This window comes from Chitinophaga oryzae (assembly GCF_012516375.2).
GTDB lineage: Bacteria > Bacteroidota > Bacteroidia > Chitinophagales > Chitinophagaceae > Chitinophaga > Chitinophaga oryzae.
This window is the reverse complement of record NZ_CP051204.2, coordinates 7,947,522-7,965,404: the sequence shown is the minus strand read 5'-3', so window position 1 is coordinate 7,965,404 and position 17,883 is coordinate 7,947,522. Positions and strand designations below refer to the sequence as shown.

Here is a 17,883-nt window from a genome sequence, read left to right as displayed (position 1 = left end):
ATGTCTGGCGAAAACAAGTCTGCCTACCCTTTTTACATTATCGTAGGTTCATTGATGTGCCTGGTGATAATCTCCCAGCTCAACTTTAGTTTTTCTTTCAAAGATTTTCAATTCCGCCGCCTGGACATGTTGTCGGAACTACGATCGTCCGGTCCGGAAAAAGATAGTGCAACGCTTACTGCTGCGAAAGGCGGCGGTAAGCGTTCTCATGCTGACTCTACAGCAGCGGCCGCCGGCAAAACACCGGAAGGGACTGTGGTAAACCCCGACGCAGTGTACGACTTCATGTCCTACAAAGGCATTCTTAACTACACGGCCACCACCACCGGCGATAGCAACGCCGGCATGGACCGCTTCATGGAAGCTCTCAGGGAACTGAAAGCAGGTAAACGTAAAAAAGTACGCATCGCCTACTTCGGCGACTCCATGATCGAAGGAGATCTCATCACCTCCGATCTGCGCGACAGCCTGCAAACCTTCTTCGGCGGCGCCGGGGTCGGCTTCGTGCCCATCACCTCCGTGGTGGCCAGCTTCCGCACCACCATCACGCATACCTTCTCGCGTGACTGGAAAGATTACCACTATAAAAATTCACCCCCCTCCAATATTATGCTGGGCCTGTCCGGTCATACCTTCTACCCGGGCGGCGGCAGCTGGATAAAATATACGCCGGTCAAAAAACCGCGTCTCGACAAATTCGACGAGATATCCCTGCTGTACGGCCCCGCTGAAGCAACGACCATCAACATCAACGACAGGCCTTACACCCTCTCCGGCAACGCGCCGGTGAACAAGCTGGATTTCCGCCAGGATACCAGTGCAGGCACTATCACCATTAAATATGGCGGTGGACCTGCGGCCCCCTTCTATGGCGTTTGCTTTGAGACAGACAACGGCATATATGTGGACAACTTCTCGTTCCGCGGAATCAGCGGCGTGGAGCTCGGACGCCTGTCTGCCGACATGGTCCGCCGCATGCAGGAAGAACGCCCGTACGACCTCGTAGTGCTCCACTACGGCGCCAACGTGCTGTTCCGCCCCGAACTGACAGATTACAGCTGGTACGAAAGACCCATGAAAAAAGTAATGGACTCGCTCCGCAGGGACCTGCCCGGAACATCTTTCCTGATTGTAGGTACAGCCGATAAGTCCTACAGAAAGGGAGACCGCTACATCACCGCACCGGGCGTGGAAGCGCTGCTGAAAGTACAGCACGATCTGGCTACCACCTACGGTACGGCGTACTGGAACCTCTACGCCAACATGGGCGGCTCCGGTTCTATGGTGAAATGGGTGGAAGGAGATACCGTGCTGGCGAATAAAGACTATACACACCTTAACCGACAGGGAGCGGCCAAAGTGGGGGCGCTGCTGTATAAAGCTATTATGAATGATTTCAGGCAGGGAGAACAACAACCGTAGAAAAAGTATGGCAGCAGTAGTAATACTGTTGCTTGCCACATTTACCGCCTATGCGCAGCCGCAGGCTAACGTGATCCAGCAGGACACCGCCCTGTACCGCGCATTTGAATCCCTGTATCACGCAGACAGTAATGTGGTTTCCATACTTCATCTCGGAGACTCCCACGTACAGGCAGGCTTTTTCCCGCTCGCTACCGCCTCCATGCTGCAGGAGCAGTTTGGCTACGCCGGCAGGGGATATGTTTTCCCGTACAACGTGGCCGGTACCAACGGCCCCGAAGACTACCGCTGGAACAGCACTGCCCGCTGGACCATGGAAAGGGTCATCGACCGCTACAAGCCACCCGTACTCGGCCCCGGCGCCATCGCCATCCAGACACAGGTGCAGGCGCCGGCCCTCTCTTTTGCAGGTAAACAGGACGGCGGCATGGACAATAACTTCCGGAAAGTGCAACTGTTCTACGACGCAGCCACCGACAACAATACCATCTTCAGTCCCGACGCTGCAGACATCAACGTAACAGGCATGCCGTTTCCCGGGACGCCCACCATCAAAATGGCCACCCTGGATTTCCTGCAGACATCCCAAACCTTCCAGGTACGCTGGGAAAATACCGGTAACCTGCCCTTCCGTTTCTATGGCGCTGTGCTGCAAAATGGCCGTAATGGCGTACTGTATCACAGTATCGGTATCAATGGCGCCATGTATCAGCAATACAACGACCTTAACAGCATCCTGCTGGCGCAGATGGCCGTGTTTAAACCCCGGCTGGTCATCATCTCCCTGGGTACCAACGAAGCCTATGGCCGCTTTGATCCGCTGGCCTTCCGCGATGAAATCGATAAAACAGTGCAACTGGTACGGGAACAGGCGCCCCAGGCCAGCATCCTGCTGACTACGCCGCCAGACTGTATGCGGGCCGTGAAAAAAGCTGTCAGGAAAAAAATAAGCAAGAAAAAATACAGGACCTACTATACCACTTCGTATTATCCCAATCCTTACATTGCCATGGCAACGCAACAGATTACAGGATATGCCAGACAACACGGTATCGCCTGCTGGAATTTCAACGCAGTAAACAAAGCGGAAAACAGCCGCTTTGCAGGCGGCTGGGCCCCGGACCACATTCACTTTAATACAAAAGGATACCAGTTACAGGGACAGCTGTTGTATGAAGCACTGCAGCAGTCCTACAATCAATATTTACAGGTAAAAAAGAAAAACCAAGTCAATTCGGATGATCGACGTTAATAAGCTGCTGGCCCAGCTGCTGTACAATCCATCAGACCCGGTACTGTTTAACAGTGCCTTCTTCTTCTATTTTTTTGCTGTCTTCCTGTTGTGCTACCTCGCCGTCAGCCGCAGTCAGCAGGGCAGGGTGTGGGTATACACCATCTTCTCCCTTTACTTTTTTTACAAAGCCTGCGGTTTTTATGTAGGTCTTGTGGTGCTCTCGGCCATCGTCGACTTTAACCTGTCGCGCTGGATATATAACACCACCAGTCACCAGGTCAAAAAATCACTGTTGATTTTTAGTATTATCCTGAACATCGGGCTGCTCTTCTATTTCAAGTACACGGATTTCTTTATCGGCATCATCAACGATGTGACCAACGGCCACATCACCCCGTTGCACCTGCTGCTGCCGATCGGTATTTCGTTCTATACCTTCGAGAACCTCAGTTACACGATTGACGTATACCGCGGAGAAATCAAGCCGGTGAACCGCTTCATGGATTACCTGTTCTTCCTGTCTTTCTTCCCGAAACTGATGATGGGCCCCATCGTGCGGGCGGCGGATTTCATCCCGCAGATCCATCAGCCCTACCGGTTGAACGGGGAAGACATCGGCAAAGGCATGGCCCTGATCGTGGGCGGCCTGTTTAAAAAGATCGTGATATCCGACTTTATCTACCAGAACTTCGTACAGTATATTTTTGACGATCCCAGCAAGCACACCGGGCTGGAATGCCTGTTGGGCGTGTATGGCTACGCGTTAGTGATCTATTGCGACTTCTCGGGTTATTCGGATATGGCCATCGGTATTGCCAGGTGGACCGGTTTTAAAATCCCGGCGAACTTCGACTCTCCTTACCAGAGCTCCTCTATTACAGAATTCTGGCGCCGCTGGCACATTTCCCTGTCCAGCTGGCTGCGCGACTATCTGTACATCCCTTTGGGCGGTAACCGTAAAGGCAAGGTCCGCCAGTATATCAACCTGGCGCTTACGATGCTGATCGGTGGCTTCTGGCATGGCGCCAGCTGGAACTTTATCTTTTGGGGCGGCCTGCATGGCGCGGCCCTGGCGATAGACAAAGTGCGGATTGACAGCCAGAAAAAACGAAAAACGGAGATGAGCGGCTTTGGCGCCGGTCTGATGAAGGTGGGCGGTGTCCTGCTTACTTTCCACTTCGTATGTTTCTGCTGGATATTCTTTAAAGCCGCCACTTTCCATGATGCATGGTCACTCATCCACCAGATCGTGTATGACTTCCAGCCGGGCATCCTTATGGAGCTGTATAATGGCTATACCGCTGTGTTCTGGGTGATGATACTGGGCTTTGTGCTGCACTTCCTGCCGGCAAAAGCGGAATTGAAAATGGCTGGTGTACTGGGCCGTATGCCATTAGCCGGAAGCATCGCCATCATGGTGATCTTTATCTGGCTGCTGGTGCAGGTGAAGAGCACCCAGCCGATGATCCCGATCTATTTTCAATTTTAATATTTTCCGATTTACGATTTTTTGATTTCGTGAATGAGCGAAGAAATCAAAAAACCGTAAATCGAAAAATCCCTAAATGGTCTTCTGCCAGGGGATATAAATCTCAGACACGCTTGGTTCGGGCAGGGAAATAAAAAAGTGGTTGGTGCGCATATAAAAATTGCCCATGCGGCAATTGGCGTTAATGAATTTATACATGGGAAGTCCCGCTTCAGCAAAACTGAGCGGGACTTTCAGTTTTTTATAATGTCCTTCCGCTATTTGCCTGTCTGCCAGACGGTAGGCTTCCTGGTAGCGGCGGATGATCTGATAATGGGCCATGTCGTTGGCAGGCGTGTTGGGCAGCAGCAGGCCTACGTACATCATCATACGGTCGTAGGTGGTAACGGGTACTACGTCGAGCGTACCGGTGATGATGCGGGGGCCGTCCATCGCCAGTTCTGTAGTGAGGTCGCGGAGCTGCCGGGAATAGCGTGCCATGGAAGCCACCATGCCTTTCACCGGATCGTTGCCACTGGGGAGAATGTTGTAATACAGCGTACAATCCGGCAGCCGGGTGTCCACGGTATTGTCCATATTGAAATACTCCGGGAAGTCCTGCCGGGAAGCGGTAGCGATCCGTGTTTGCTCCAGGGTGTACAGTTCGGCCGGCATATAATCCCGGTTGCGAAGTTCGGAGGGGCTGGTGTTAAACCAGCCTCTGATGGCTTTGGCGAACGATTCGCTGGTATAGCGGCACAATTCACCAATATCAGCAATGGAAAAATTGCTGTGACGGAGATATCCTACGCCGGCCTCCAGCCGCGTACGTTTCACGTACCTGGCATATGGCTCCCCCATCAGCGAGGAAAATTTATGCGAAAAAATGTCTTTGGACACGGCCAGCATATCTGCCACCGTCTGCAGTTTGACTTCGATGAGGGAATTGTTGTGGGCATAGGCAATGGCCAATTGAACTTTCCATGCCCAGTGCTCCCTGGTGGTCGTTTTCATAAGTTACATAATCCTCCTTCAATTTAGCCCTTTGGCGTCGTTTTACGACCGGAAGGACATCGGATTAACGAGGGATTAACCGGACTGATGCCGGTCGGGGAAGGTGCGTCAAAGAGGATTCGCTGTGAATATCTCCCTGAAAATCCTACTTTTGCGCAAATTTTTTGCGCAGATGCAACTGTTCAGACCTCTCCTGCTGATGGCAGTACTGTTGGCGTCCTTTATAAGTGTAAAGGCACAGTTTCTCATGGATATGATCGATACCACCACAGAGCTGGGAAAAGGGATGATTTCCATGTACCACAAGTACGATGCCCTGCGTTTCAGCGGATATATCCAGCCACAGTTCCAGCTGGCGCAGGACAAAGGGATCGACAGTTACGCTGCCGGCGATTTCCCGGCTGCCGTCAATAACCGTTTCAGCCTGCGCCGTGGCCGTATCCGCGTGGATTACGAACGCTATAACCACGACGATATGCCGGTGGTGCAGTTCGCCTTTCAGTTTGACGGGACGGAGCGGGGCGTGGCGATACGTGATTTCTACGGAAGGGTATTTGATACGAAGTTCAACCTGTTTTCACTGGCAGGCGGTATGTTTGCACGGCCTTTCGGTTACGAGGTGAACCTGTCTTCGGCCGACCGTGAAACACCGGAGCGCGGACGTATGTCGCAGATACTGATGCGCACGGAGCGCGACCTGGGCGCCATGGTTTCTTTTGATCCCCGCCGCAAAGGCCATCCCCTGCGCTACCTGAAAATAGATGTAGGCCTGTTCAATGGCCAGGGCCTTACCGCCAGCAGCGATTTTGACAGCCATAAAGACCTGATTGCCCGTGTGGCCTGGAAGCCTTACCGTTTCAAAGGCAACAATTGGGTACTGTCAGGTGGCGTTTCTGTTTTATACGGCGGTATGCAGCAGTTTACCCCCTCGGTTTACCGGATGGGCACTGTCAACGGACAGAAGGTATTTGCGCTGGACTCCAACGCGCTGAACGTGGGTAAGATAGCGCCCCGCCACTACTACGGCGCCGATGTGCAGCTGAGAATACCCAACGGGCCTAAGAGAGGTTATACGCAGTTCAGGGCGGAATATATCCGTGGCTCACAGACCGCCACCGCCGCCACAACCGAAACGCCTGGCGTGATCCCGGTAGATGCGCAGGGCAATAAGCTGCCGTTGTATATCCGGCGGTTTGACGGCGCCTACCTGTATTTTATTCAGCACCTGGGCAGTGAAAAACACCAGGCGGTTGTAAAATATGACTGGTATGACCCAAATAATGAAGTGAGCGGGAAAGAAATTGGCGCTCCCGGCGCTAACCTGACCGGCGCGGACGTACGTTACAATACGCTGGGGCTGGGATACCTGTATTACGCCAACGAACACCTGAAATTCATGGTGTATTATGACTGGGTAGAGAACGAAAGCACCAGCCTTTCCGGCTATACCACCGATATCAGGGACAATGTGCTTACCTGCCGGATGCAGTACCGGTTCTGATTTCCTCTTATAGCATGGATTCTTTACCGGCTTCCATCGTAAAGCCGAACGTGCTGCCTATTTCCGGTTTGCTGCGGACGGTGATGGACTGGTCGTGCGCTTCCACGATGTGTTTCACGATGGCGAGGCCGAGGCCGGTGCCGCCGATATCGCGGCTGCGGGCGCGGTCGGTGCGGTAGAAACGTTCAAACACGCGCGGGAGATGTTCTTCCGCCATACCGATGCCGTCGTCTGATATTTCCACCAGTACCCGTTTGCCATCCATGTTGTAGATGCTGGCCACTGTATGGCCGTCGGGTTTACCGTATTTGATGGAGTTGTCTACCAGGTTGATCAGCACCTGGCGGATTTTTTCTTTGTCGGCCACCACGGGGATGGGAGCTTCGCAACCCTTTTTGATACTGAATTTGATGCCTTTGGTATTGGCTTTCAGGGAGAGCGTGTCGAACACATCTTTCACCAGGTCCTGGATGACAAAAATTTCTGCGTTGATGGTCATTTCCCCGCTTTCCAGTTTGGAGATCTCGTCGAGGTCATCGATCAGACGGCATAGCCGGTCGATATTTTTGGTCGCGTTTTTCAGGAACATCTTGTTGACCGCAGGGTCTTCCAGTGCGCCGTCCAGCAGGGTGTGGATGTAGCCCTGTACCGCGAAGATGGGCGTCTTCAGCTCATGGGAGAGGTTGAGCAGGAATTCTTTTCGGAAAGCTTCGTTGCGGCGCAGGTTCTCCAGTTCTTCTTTTTTCTGGCTGGCCCACTTTTCCACGTCTTCGCTTACCTCCTCGATGGTTTTCAATGGCAGGATATTTTTCTGGAAAAATTCTTCTCTTTTAGAAGCTTTTGTCTGGTAGATAAACTTGTAAATGAGTTTTATTTTCCGGTAGATAAAGTTCTGCAGGGTATACAGATAGAGATAGTAAGACACCAGGAAGGTGAGAACGAAGGCTCCCAGCATTATCTGCCAGTTACCATCCACCAACAGCATGCCCAGCGCTATAACAGCGGACAGAATAAGGGCGGTGAATCCCGCCAGTTTTTGCGGGGACAGGTTTTTAGCTTTAAACATACTCCAGAGTGAGTAATTGGTATAATAATGGGAAATTACTTTAAATTTCGTTCTTGCCATAAAAAAGCCATTCGCCGCCAGCAGAAAGCATCAACGGTTAACAATAGTTCCGGTGCAGAAAGGTGGTTTCCGTCAGTAATAAAAAGGGAAAGAGGTCTCCGTCTTACATTTCAAATTTATATCCTACTCCTTTCACGGTGGTGATCAGGTCGATACCGATTTTCTGCCGGATCTTACGGATATGCACATCGATGGTACGGTCGCCCACGATTACTTCCGTGCCCCATACCTGGTTCAGAATTTCATTGCGCAGGAATACACGGCCCGGTTTGGAGGCGAGCAACTGCAGCAGTTCAAATTCCTTTTTAGCAAGAATGATTTCCTGGCCTTTATAGGTAACCGTGAATTTCTCCCGGTCAATGATGAGGTCTCCCAGCTGTACCGTTGTTTCTTCTGCTTTGTGCAGACGGCGGAACAATGCATTGATACGGCTTACCAGTAATTTGGGTTTGATCGGCTTGGCGATGTAATCGTCTGCGCCCATGTTCAAACCGTCAATTTCAGATTTTTCATCGTTCAGGGCTGTGAGGAACAGCACCATGGTATCTTTGAAGTCAGGGATTTTTCTTAGTTCGCGACAGGTGTCGATGCCGTTCTTGTTGGGCATCATGATGTCCAGCATAATGAGGTCCGGCCGGAATATCTTCGCTTTCTGAATAGCCTCGCTGCCGTCCTTGGCTGTTACCGTTTCGTAACCGGCCGTCTTGAGATTGTAGCTGATAATTTCCAGTATGTCCAACTCGTCATCTACTACCAGTATTTTTCCTGCAACCGCTTGGTCTACCATAAAAATTTGCTTTTAAAAAGACGGCACAAAATTATAAAGCCGGTTCCGTGATTAATGGAAAATTAACATTATGAAATTGTTAATTCAATACCACTCTTTTTCACATTGACAAACAGCAAGTTACACAGAATTCCGTTGCGGATTAACATGTTCTTATTTTAGTATTCGTATTCTTCTGATCCTGATGTGATAAGCTGCCGGTACATACAGCTCTCATAATTTGGTTGTAAATTTGCTATCTGGTCGAGTGAAAAGTACATTTACAATGAGAAAAATTTTACTTCTGTTATTGCTGGCGGCTTCTCAAAGCAGCCTTGTGCACGCGCAAAACGGTCATTTACAGATACCTATCAGCAGGCAGGGATTCCATGACAACATTGATAAAGAACAGGCTGCAGCCGCGAAATTTGACGGCAAGGCGGACGATCTGGTGAAAGTGTCTGATGATCAGACCATCAATCTCCAGGTAACCAACGCCCTGCTGAAAGAAGTAGACGATATGCAGATCGAAATAGAACGGGACTCCGCACTGGACCACCGTCTCAAAGTAAAATACCTGACAGGGCTTTATACCGTCGTAAAGGATTATAACCAGAAAAGGTCCCGTCGTAAAATAGAGCCGGAAGAAGCGCCCTCTATGATCAGTGCCTACCGCAATATGATGCGGGCAGATATCAAAGGGAAAAGCATCGAGCCCTACATCAAAAACCTCTCTTTCGACGCCTCCGAACGTATTATCGAAATCTTTCACGATAACCCGGGCTACAAAGAGGCAAGAGGAGAAGTGTTCTCCAAATACGCTTTCAACAACCTGGAAACCGTGATGCCCAAATTACAGGGCTACCTGGACTATCCGGGAACAGACTCCATCGTGGCGGCAGTGGCCCGCAAATACCCTAACCAGGTACTGACTTACGCCACTTCCTACACGCCGATGGCCAACCTGATCAAAAAGAACCAGGACCCGGTGGTGCAGCTGATCGTCCGTATCGGGCAGTCCCCGCAAAGCACCAAGATCCTGCCTTTCATTGACCAGCTGATGGACGGGTCTATCACCGTAGAGAAACTGGAAACGGTAGTGGACAACGACTACCAGTACTACAAACAGATGGTGAAATCCATGGTGGCGCTGCAGAAAATGAAGAGCGAAGGCCGTAATCCTTTCGGTATGAAGGCCATGATGGAAAACATGCTGGCCAAATCACTGCTGTATATCCGCGAAGTGAACGACCTGCACGAAGAATCGGCCGCCGTACGCTTCCGCATCGTGAAAGACTTTACGCCGGAAGAGTTGTATTACCTGATCATCAACGGGCAGGAAGAACTGTATACTTCCAGTTATACCAATCATAACAACGCCGGTTTGTACGACCAGATGATGATCCGTATGAAACCGCCCCGCGGCGATAGTCTCCTGATGATGATCAACTTCGATCGCTTCAAGAAATTCATCGCCATGGCCGCCGGCTTCAACACACTGGACCATTTCCTGAAATCCATGGCGCCGGAAAACTCCAACTACCTGATGCAGAAATATGTGCAGAATCTGGAGAAAACCGAAGACCTGGAAGACGCGGTGGACGTAGCCAACTCTTTCGGCAGTATCCGCGATGAGAAGCTGCTCAACTTCCTCCGCGCAGAAGTGAAGAAAAACCTGGCTTATGTAAAAAAACACAACGACAGAAGAGGCACGGTGATCTATCAGCTGCTTACCAGCCTGTTTGAAAACGAATCCGCCAAAGGGGAAAACGATTCTTCCAAAGCCACGGATATCGCTGCTGAACTGTCATTGCCGCCCATCAACTTCGTAGGTTTTAATACGCTGCAAAGCGATAGCGGCCGTGTGTACCAGCAGGTGTTTTTCTACGGCGACAAGGACGGACAGGATTCTTACGCCAGCTTTATGGGCAACTTCCCGTCTTCCGACTGGAAAGCGGTGAAGAACAAATACTGGGTGACCATCACATCCCTGAAAGGCAAGCCCACTACCATCTACGCCAACCTGCCGATAGATGAACCGGGCGATAAGGAAGCCATACAGCGGTTGTCTGAATACCTCGATGAAAACGATATTCACCCGACGATCTTCATCCACCGTGGTCACAGTTACCATATCAACACCACGCTGGACAACCTGCAAAGCTCTGCCAAGATCGTGGTACTGGGCTCCTGCGGCGGTTATCACAACCTCGCTACCGTACTGGAAAAATCTCCGGAGGCACATATCATTTCCTCCAAACAGGTAGGTACCCGTTTTGTGAACGAGCCTATCATCCACAGCCTGGAAGATGTGGTACGTGCCGGTAAAAATGTGGACTGGGTAGTAATGTGGGCGCAGCTGGGCAAAAGATTTGCGCCGGACGCCCGTAACCGGGAGCTGTTCAGCGACTACGTACCGCCGCACAAAAACCTCGGCGCTATCTTCATCAAGGCTTACCGCCAGATCATGAAAGATGAGAAAAAATAGTCACGCAAAGGCGCAAAGCAGCAAAGAGCGCAAAGATTTTTAAGACTAAATAAGAAAGCAAAGGGGCGAAGATCAAATGTGATCTTCGCCCCTTTGCTTTCTCTGCCTGCTTATATTATCCTTTGCGCTCTTTGCTGCTTTGCGCCTTTGCGTGAAATGTACTAGGTTTGTTATAGTTTAGTCTAAAATCATTCCCTTGGAAAATCTGGCCGTAAAGAAAGTATTTGATTTCAGTTTACTACGACGCATCTTCACGTTTGCGGCACCTTACAAGCGGGCATTGTACCTGTCTGTGGTGATGACCGTGATTTTCGCTGTCATCTCTCCGCTGAGGCCCTATCTGATTCAGGTTACCGTTGATAAATATATTGCCAGCCAGCTCATGAAAATGCTGGTGACCGTAACGATTGTACAGATCGCTTTGCTGGCGGTGGAAACCGTTGTCCGGTTTTACTTTTCGTACCTCACCAACTGGCTGGGGCAGTCTGTGGTGAAAGACCTGCGGGTAACGGTGTACAAGAAGATCGTGCACCTGAACCTGGCGTTTTTCGATAAAACGCCGATCGGGACGCTGACCACCCGTACGGTGAACGACATTGAGGCCATCAATGACGTGTTTTCGGAGGGGATTATCTCCATCGTTTCTGACCTGCTGACCATTCTGGCGATACTGGTGGTGATGTTTATTGAGGACTGGCGCCTGACGCTGGTCAGCCTGTCGCCTTTCCCGATATTGATTTTTGCGACTTATGTTTTTAAGGAAAGCGTGAACAAATCCTTCTACCGGGTGCGGAATGCGGTATCAGCGCTCAATGCCTTTGTGCAGGAGCACCTGACCGGCATGGTGGTGGTGCAGGCGTTTACCGCGGAAAAACGGGAGTTTGCACGGTTCAAACATATTAACAAGGAGCATCGCAAGGCAAATATCGACGCCATATTTGCGTATTCGGTGTTTTTCCCGGTGGTAGAAATTATTCTGGCGATTTCCCTGGGCCTGATGGTATGGTGGGGGTCCAACAAGGTATTGAACTATGAAGTGACACAGGGGGTGATGATTGCGTTTATTATGTACCTCAATATGCTGTTCCGTCCGCTGCGTATGCTGGCCGATAAGTTCAACACCCTCCAGATGGGGATGGTGGCCAGCGAGCGTGTGTTCAGGATACTGGACAACCAGGATTATATCCCTGACAGGGGCCATGAGAAAGGGGAGCAGATGAAAGGCGCTATCACTTTCGACCATGTGCATTTTGCGTATGTAGATGACCGTTATGTGCTGAAGGACATTACCTTCCATGCTGATCCGGGGGATACTGTGGCGATTGTGGGGCATACCGGTTCCGGCAAGACGACCATTATCAGTATCCTGAACCGGCTGTATGAAATCCAGAAGGGCAGTATTAAAATCGACGGCATTGAGCTGCCGGCTTATTCGCTGGAGGCCTTACGCAGCAGGATAGGGGTGGTGTTGCAGGATGTTTTCCTGTTTTCCGGTTCTATCTACGATAATATCACCCTGCATAACAAGGCGATTACCCGGGAGCAGGTTGAGGAAGCGTCCCGGCTGATCGGGATACATGATTTCATTATGCAGTTGCCCGGCGGATATGACTACCAGGTGATGGAGCGGGGCAGCACGTTGTCTTTGGGACAGCGACAGCTGATTTCCTTTGTGCGGGCGTTGTTGTACAATCCGGCCATCCTGATCCTCGACGAAGCTACCTCTTCCGTGGACACGGAATCCGAAATGATGATCCAGCAGGCTATTGATAAGCTGATAGCAGACAGGACCGCAGTGATTATCGCTCATCGGTTATCTACCATCAGCAAGGCCGATAAAATTATCGTGCTGGACAAAGGGGAGATTAAAGAGATGGGCACCCATGAGGAACTGCTGAAGCTGGAAGGGTTCTATTACAAGCTCCACAGTATGCAGTTTAATGCCAATAAGGTATAAATGCCGGGGGCAGGCCGGGGTTACTGCGGCTTTGTGGCAGTTCGGCCGCGACTATTAAATAATAAAAAAATATATATGGCAGATCGCTAAAAGATCTGCCATTTTTTGTGTTCTTTTCTTAACAGGCAGTTCGCTTTCAGGACGATTTAAGATGTTGGTTATCAATATATTTATATTATCTCCATCATTTTTTCCATAGTCGCTGAATTTTTGAGACAAAATCGTTTATCTTTGCGCAAAATTTCAGAAAACGGTGATTTCTTTCAGTAAGTTCAAACACGGAGTGGTAGCACTTGTGATGGCTCTAGGCCTTCACGGTTTTGGTAATTTTGCTTATGCAGCGCCTGTAGAGGGTGCGGAACATGCAACAGAAGAGCATGCTCATGAAGCAGAAGCTACAGAACCTAAAAAATTTGATGCGAAGGAAGTAATTCTCGGTCACGTTAAAGATGCCTATGACTGGCACTTTTTCAGCATCGGCGAGTCACATTATACCATACCGCTGCCGGTTATTATTTACAACCCTGCACGTGGACTTTCTGTATTTTCTGCTTCTCATTTCCACCATGGTCATGAGGCGTATGAGGGTTACCGTATTGTGAATGCGCATTATCTGCATGAAAAAGGCCTGGACCCTGCCCAGTTCATCGAAGGCCGGATCATCGCAGTGGATGGCAACGATATGCCTACCGGCGAGAAGATCTACGACTTCTCTATGACGAAGAACGTTACTTCCATGCTGATTGCCGCTATCCTGCTGATCGTGCTGATGCTGAACGTAGCGAAAGCTTACCGGGTACGTGGCTCCAAAAAGGCCCCCAAAGGCTTCCAGAGCCTGGTAGAACCGGTGATCATCTTCATGCGCGACGAAGTGGTAAAACCGAACATTCCCGGTAAAAAAGCTGAGAAATACACTCCGCTGATCCTGACAATATTCTTCTTTATCCTGATCAACAACCTGCTGGGCCTGTTACCGGGTTCTGCCAACGTAACCGGTAATATTGCGGTAACTGCGGCGCTGGCGCTGATCAGCTTCATCGCTACGATGTTTGCTACCAACAAACATTTCTGGGGTCACATTTTCAATCCTCCTGTGCCTTTTGGCGTAAAATTCATCCTGGCTCCGGTAGAGCTGATCGGGGTGTTCACCAAACCGGTTTCCCTGATGATCAGGTTGTTTGCCAACATCCTGGCGGGCCACATTATCATTCTGAGTATCATTTCCCTGGTGTTTATATTTGGTTCCCTGAACAAAACAGCTGGTTACGGCTTCCTGCCGATCACGATTGTGTTCAACATTGTGATGATGATGCTGGAGCTGCTGGTAGCATTTATCCAGGCGTTTATCTTTGCCAACCTGACAGCTGTGTTTATCGGTCAGGCGATGGAAGGCGGACATGACGATCACCACTAAATAATTACGAATTACGAATTACGAATTGAAGTGATTGGTAGTTCCTGATTCGTAATTCGTAATTCGTAATTCGTAATTTTTTAAATCAAATACATATTCATTATGGCACTTTTGACTGTTTTATTGCAGGCTGCTGCTGCATCTGGTTTAGCTAAAGCTGGTGGTGCTGTTGGTGCTGGTATCGCTGCTATCGCTGCAGGTATCGGTGTAGGCAACATTGGTAAAAGCGCTCTGGAGTCTATCGCTCGTCAACCGGAAGCTGCTAACGACATCCGTGCAAACATGATCCTGGCTGCTGCGCTGGTTGAGGGTGTTGCCCTCTTCGGTGTAATCGCTGGTCTGCTGGCGGTAGTTCTGTAAGCCAAACTTTTTACTGCATCCGGCGCACAGGGCAATGGATGCAGTAATTCTGATTTTGGGATTTTTTGATTTTTTGGGGTAATGATTTTAAATCGAACTCAAAAACTCGTTGATCTCAAATCAAAAAATCTAAAAATCGAAAATCAAAAAATTATATTTATATGGATCTGTTGCTCCCCGCGTTAGGTTTGTTTCTGATTTCATTTGTCATCTTCGTTATCGTATTCCTGGTGCTGAAAAAATTTGCCTGGACTCCGATCCTCGCTGTTTTGAAAGAAAGGGAAGGTTCTATCGCAGATTCCATCGCTTCTGCTGAAAGAGTAAAAGAAGAGATGGCACAAATGAAAGCTGAGCACGAGCACGTACTGGCTGAAGCGAAAGCTGAAAGAAGCAAAATTCTGAAAGAGGCGAAAGACGCGAAAGACGCGATCATCAGCGAAGCGAAAGCGCAGGCACAGGCTGAAGCCAAAAAAATCATCTCCGAAGCTTACACCGCTATCGAAAACCAGAAAATGGCTGCGTTAACGGATGTGAAAAACCAGGTAGGCACCCTCGTGATCGAGGTAGCTGAGAAAGTGCTGAGAAGAGAACTGTCTGACAAATCAGCACAGGAATCTTATGTGAAACAACTGGCCGGAGAAATTAAACTGAATTAAGAGATTAACTGTCAGCCTCCGGGATCCCGGAGGCTGACGGCTAAAAGCTATAAGCATATATGCAGAATCCCCGTTTAGCATCAAGGTATGCGAAATCATTGATTGACCTGGTCCAGGAAAAGGGCCAGCTGGAAGCGGTGCAGAACGACATGCTGTTCCTGCAGCAACTGGTGAAGTCCAACCGCGATGTGGTGAATTTGCTGAGAAGCCCGATCATCAAGGCCGATAAAAAGCAGAAAATCATGGCCGCCATCCTCGATGGCCGTGTAGGCGCTACCACGCTGGCTTTTGTCAACCTGCTGATCAACAAGGCGCGTGAAGCTTTCCTGCCGGAAATTGCAGTGGAATACACCCGCCAGTATAACATTATCAAAAATATCAGCACGGTGAAGATCACCACGGCAGTAGAGCTGGACAGCGCTACCCTGGACACGATCCGTCAGAAAGTAGCCAGCGAGATACCACAGCAGGTACAGTTGGAAACTGCCGTGAATGCAGACCTGATCGGCGGTTTCGTACTCGAGGCCAACGACAAACTGTTCGACGCTTCCGTAGCGCGTGACCTGCATGATATTAAAAAACAATTCAGTCAGAATATTTACGTATCCGCGATACGCTAAATGAAAACAGCAGCCGCTGCGTACACGCAAAGCTGTTGTCGTTATACTAACTTTTTTAACGACTTTTTTTAAAAGCATAATTATGGTTGATATTAAACCTGATGAAATTTCGGCGATATTACGCCAGCAGTTAAGCAACTTCAATGCTTCTGCCGATCTCGAAGAGGTGGGTACAGTGTTGTCGGTGGGTGACGGTATCGCCCGCATCTATGGTCTGGGAAATGTGCGTTATGGTGAACTGGTTGAATTCGGTAATGGTGTAAAAGCCATCGCATTGAACCTGGAAGAAGATAACGTAGGTGTGGTATTGATGGGTGAGTCTCAGGATATCAAAGAAGGAGATAAAGTACGTCGTACCGGTAAGATCGCTTCCATCAACGTGGGCGAAGGTCTGGTAGGCCGTGTGGTAAATACGCTGGGCGAACCTATCGATGGTAAAGGCCCTATCACTGGTGAACTGTACGAAATGCCGCTGGAACGTAAAGCTCCGGGCGTACTGTACCGCGAGCCGGTAAAAGAACCGCTGCAGACAGGTATCAAAGCGATCGACGCGATGATTCCTATCGGCCGTGGCCAGCGTGAGCTGGTGATCGGTGACCGTCAGACCGGTAAAACTGCCATCTGTATTGACACCATCATCAACCAGAAAGAATTCTACGAAGCAGGTAAACCTGTATTTTGTATATACGTGGCTGTAGGTCAGAAAGCATCTACCGTTGCGGGCGTAATGAAAACTTTACAGGAAGCCGGCGCTATGGCTTACACTGTGATCGTTGCCGCTTCTGCATCTGAGCCTGCTCCGCTGCAGTTCTACGCTCCGTTCGCCGGTGCTGCCATCGGTGAGTTCTTCCGCGACAGCGGCCGTCCTGCCCTGATCGTATACGATGACCTGTCCAAACAGGCCGTTGCTTACCGTGAGGTGTCCCTGCTGCTGAAACGTCCTCCCGGCCGTGAAGCTTATCCTGGTGACGTATTCTACCTGCACAGCCGCCTGCTCGAACGCGCTGCGAAAATCATCAACAACGATGATATCGCCAAACAGATGAACGACCTGCCTGAGTCTATCAAACACCTGGTAAAAGGTGGTGGTTCCCTCACTGCATTGCCGATCATCGAGACACAGGCTTCTGACGTATCTGCCTATATCCCGACGAACGTAATCTCCATCACCGACGGTCAGATCTTCCTGGAAGGTAACCTGTTCAACGCCGGTGTACGTCCTGCGATCAACGTAGGTATCTCCGTTAGCCGTGTGGGTGGTAACGCGCAGATCAAATCCATGAAAAAAGTATCCGGTACCCTGAAACTCGACCAGGCCCAATACCGCGAAATGGAGGCCTTCTCCAAATTCGGTGGTGACCTGGACGCTGCTACCAAAGCAGTTATCGACAAAGGCGCCCGTAACGTGGAAATCCTGAAACAAGCACAGTTCAGCCCGCTGCCGGTAGAAAAACAGGTAGCGATGATCTACCTCGGTACCAATGGCCTGCTGCGTGACGTTCCGGTTAAACAGGTACGCGCTTTTGAAGAAGCTTTCCTGAACGAAATGCAGGTACGCCTGCCTGACGTATTGGGCGAGTTCAAAAAAGGTAACCTGCCGGAAGATGGTATCAAAAAAATGATCACCCTCGCCAATGAACTGAAACCCCGGTTCATCTAATACAGACCTGAATCCTTTTTTATAAAGAAGCCTCTGCCAATAATGGCAGAGGCTTCTTGCTTTATATCCGTCCATCGCGGTTATATAAAAAGATAAGAATATAAAAAATATACATATTATTAATATTCAGTCTGTTACGAAATTTTTTAACGTAGATTTTTTTTATTAATTGATCCGGCCGATTTATATTTGGTGGC

14 protein-coding genes are annotated in these 17,883 nt (G+C 49.8%); 11 read left to right on the top strand and 3 right to left on the bottom strand.

Annotated features, from left to right (window positions below):
• The 3 genes from HF324_RS31545 to HF324_RS31535 are packed head-to-tail and all read left to right on the top strand — an operon-like array spanning window position 1 to window position 4,145.
• Window positions 1-1,422 carry an SGNH/GDSL hydrolase family protein gene (locus tag HF324_RS31545; protein ID WP_168861609.1) on the top strand — a complete coding sequence of 474 codons (1,422 nt, stop codon included), beginning with the start codon at window positions 1-3 and terminating at the stop codon, window positions 1,420-1,422.
• 7 nt (window positions 1,423-1,429) lie between these two features.
• Window positions 1,430-2,674 carry a GDSL-type esterase/lipase family protein gene (locus HF324_RS31540; protein WP_168807602.1) on the top strand — a complete coding sequence of 415 codons (1,245 nt, stop codon included), beginning with the start codon at window positions 1,430-1,432 and terminating at the stop codon, window positions 2,672-2,674.
• Window positions 2,661-4,145, top strand: coding sequence for an MBOAT family O-acyltransferase (locus tag HF324_RS31535; protein WP_168807600.1), 1,485 nt, complete (start codon window positions 2,661-2,663; stop codon window positions 4,143-4,145). Before HF324_RS31540 ends, HF324_RS31535 begins: the two co-directional genes overlap by 14 nt.
• A gap of 72 nt (window positions 4,146-4,217) precedes the next feature.
• Here the strand turns inward: HF324_RS31535 and HF324_RS31530 are convergent, their stop codons facing one another.
• Window positions 4,218-5,138 (bottom strand): helix-turn-helix transcriptional regulator, encoded by a 921-nt coding sequence (locus HF324_RS31530; RefSeq protein ID WP_168861608.1) that lies wholly within the window; start codon window positions 5,136-5,138, stop codon window positions 4,218-4,220.
• A gap of 172 nt (window positions 5,139-5,310) precedes the next feature.
• Between HF324_RS31530 and HF324_RS31525 the strand changes: the two genes are divergently transcribed.
• Window positions 5,311-6,639 carry a porin gene (locus HF324_RS31525; protein ID WP_258539338.1) on the top strand — a complete coding sequence of 443 codons (1,329 nt, stop codon included), beginning with the start codon at window positions 5,311-5,313 and terminating at the stop codon, window positions 6,637-6,639.
• 7 nt (window positions 6,640-6,646) lie between these two features.
• Here the strand turns inward: HF324_RS31525 and HF324_RS31520 are convergent, their stop codons facing one another.
• Complete coding sequence (locus tag HF324_RS31520; protein WP_168807596.1) at window positions 6,647-7,705, bottom strand: sensor histidine kinase; 1,059 nt, start codon at window positions 7,703-7,705, stop codon at window positions 6,647-6,649.
• Window positions 7,706-7,868: 163 nt separating this feature from the next.
• A complete protein-coding gene (locus tag HF324_RS31515; RefSeq protein ID WP_168807594.1) occupies window positions 7,869-8,552 on the bottom strand; it encodes a response regulator transcription factor in 684 nt (227 codons plus the stop codon).
• A 265-nt stretch (window positions 8,553-8,817) separates the two neighbouring features.
• Between HF324_RS31515 and HF324_RS31510 the strand changes: the two genes are divergently transcribed.
• The 7 genes from HF324_RS31510 (at window position 8,818) to atpA (ending at window position 17,686) form a co-directional block, all read left to right on the top strand.
• Window positions 8,818-11,019, top strand: coding sequence for a hypothetical protein (locus HF324_RS31510; protein ID WP_168807592.1), 2,202 nt, complete (start codon window positions 8,818-8,820; stop codon window positions 11,017-11,019).
• Between the two features lie 196 nt (window positions 11,020-11,215).
• Window positions 11,216-12,976, top strand: a complete 1,761-nt coding sequence (locus HF324_RS31505) for an ABC transporter ATP-binding protein (RefSeq protein WP_168807591.1) — start codon at window positions 11,216-11,218, stop codon at window positions 12,974-12,976.
• A 298-nt stretch (window positions 12,977-13,274) separates the two neighbouring features.
• Entirely contained in the window at window positions 13,275-14,390 is a 1,116-nt protein-coding gene (gene atpB / locus HF324_RS31500; protein WP_246269336.1) for a F0F1 ATP synthase subunit A, read from the top strand.
• A 102-nt stretch (window positions 14,391-14,492) separates the two neighbouring features.
• Complete coding sequence (atpE, locus tag HF324_RS31495; protein ID WP_078670146.1) at window positions 14,493-14,750, top strand: ATP synthase F0 subunit C; 258 nt, start codon at window positions 14,493-14,495, stop codon at window positions 14,748-14,750.
• 161 nt (window positions 14,751-14,911) lie between these two features.
• Window positions 14,912-15,406 carry a F0F1 ATP synthase subunit B gene (gene atpF, locus HF324_RS31490; RefSeq protein WP_078670147.1) on the top strand — a complete coding sequence of 165 codons (495 nt, stop codon included), beginning with the start codon at window positions 14,912-14,914 and terminating at the stop codon, window positions 15,404-15,406.
• Between the two features lie 59 nt (window positions 15,407-15,465).
• Window positions 15,466-16,026, top strand: coding sequence for an ATP synthase F1 subunit delta (atpH, locus tag HF324_RS31485; RefSeq protein WP_168807587.1), 561 nt, complete (start codon window positions 15,466-15,468; stop codon window positions 16,024-16,026).
• 82 nt (window positions 16,027-16,108) lie between these two features.
• The gene (gene atpA, locus HF324_RS31480; protein ID WP_168807585.1) at window positions 16,109-17,686 is read left to right on the top strand and encodes a F0F1 ATP synthase subunit alpha; all 1,578 of its coding nucleotides are present in this window, start codon (window positions 16,109-16,111) and stop codon (window positions 17,684-17,686) included.
• The last annotated feature ends 197 nt before the right edge of the window (window positions 17,687-17,883 follow it).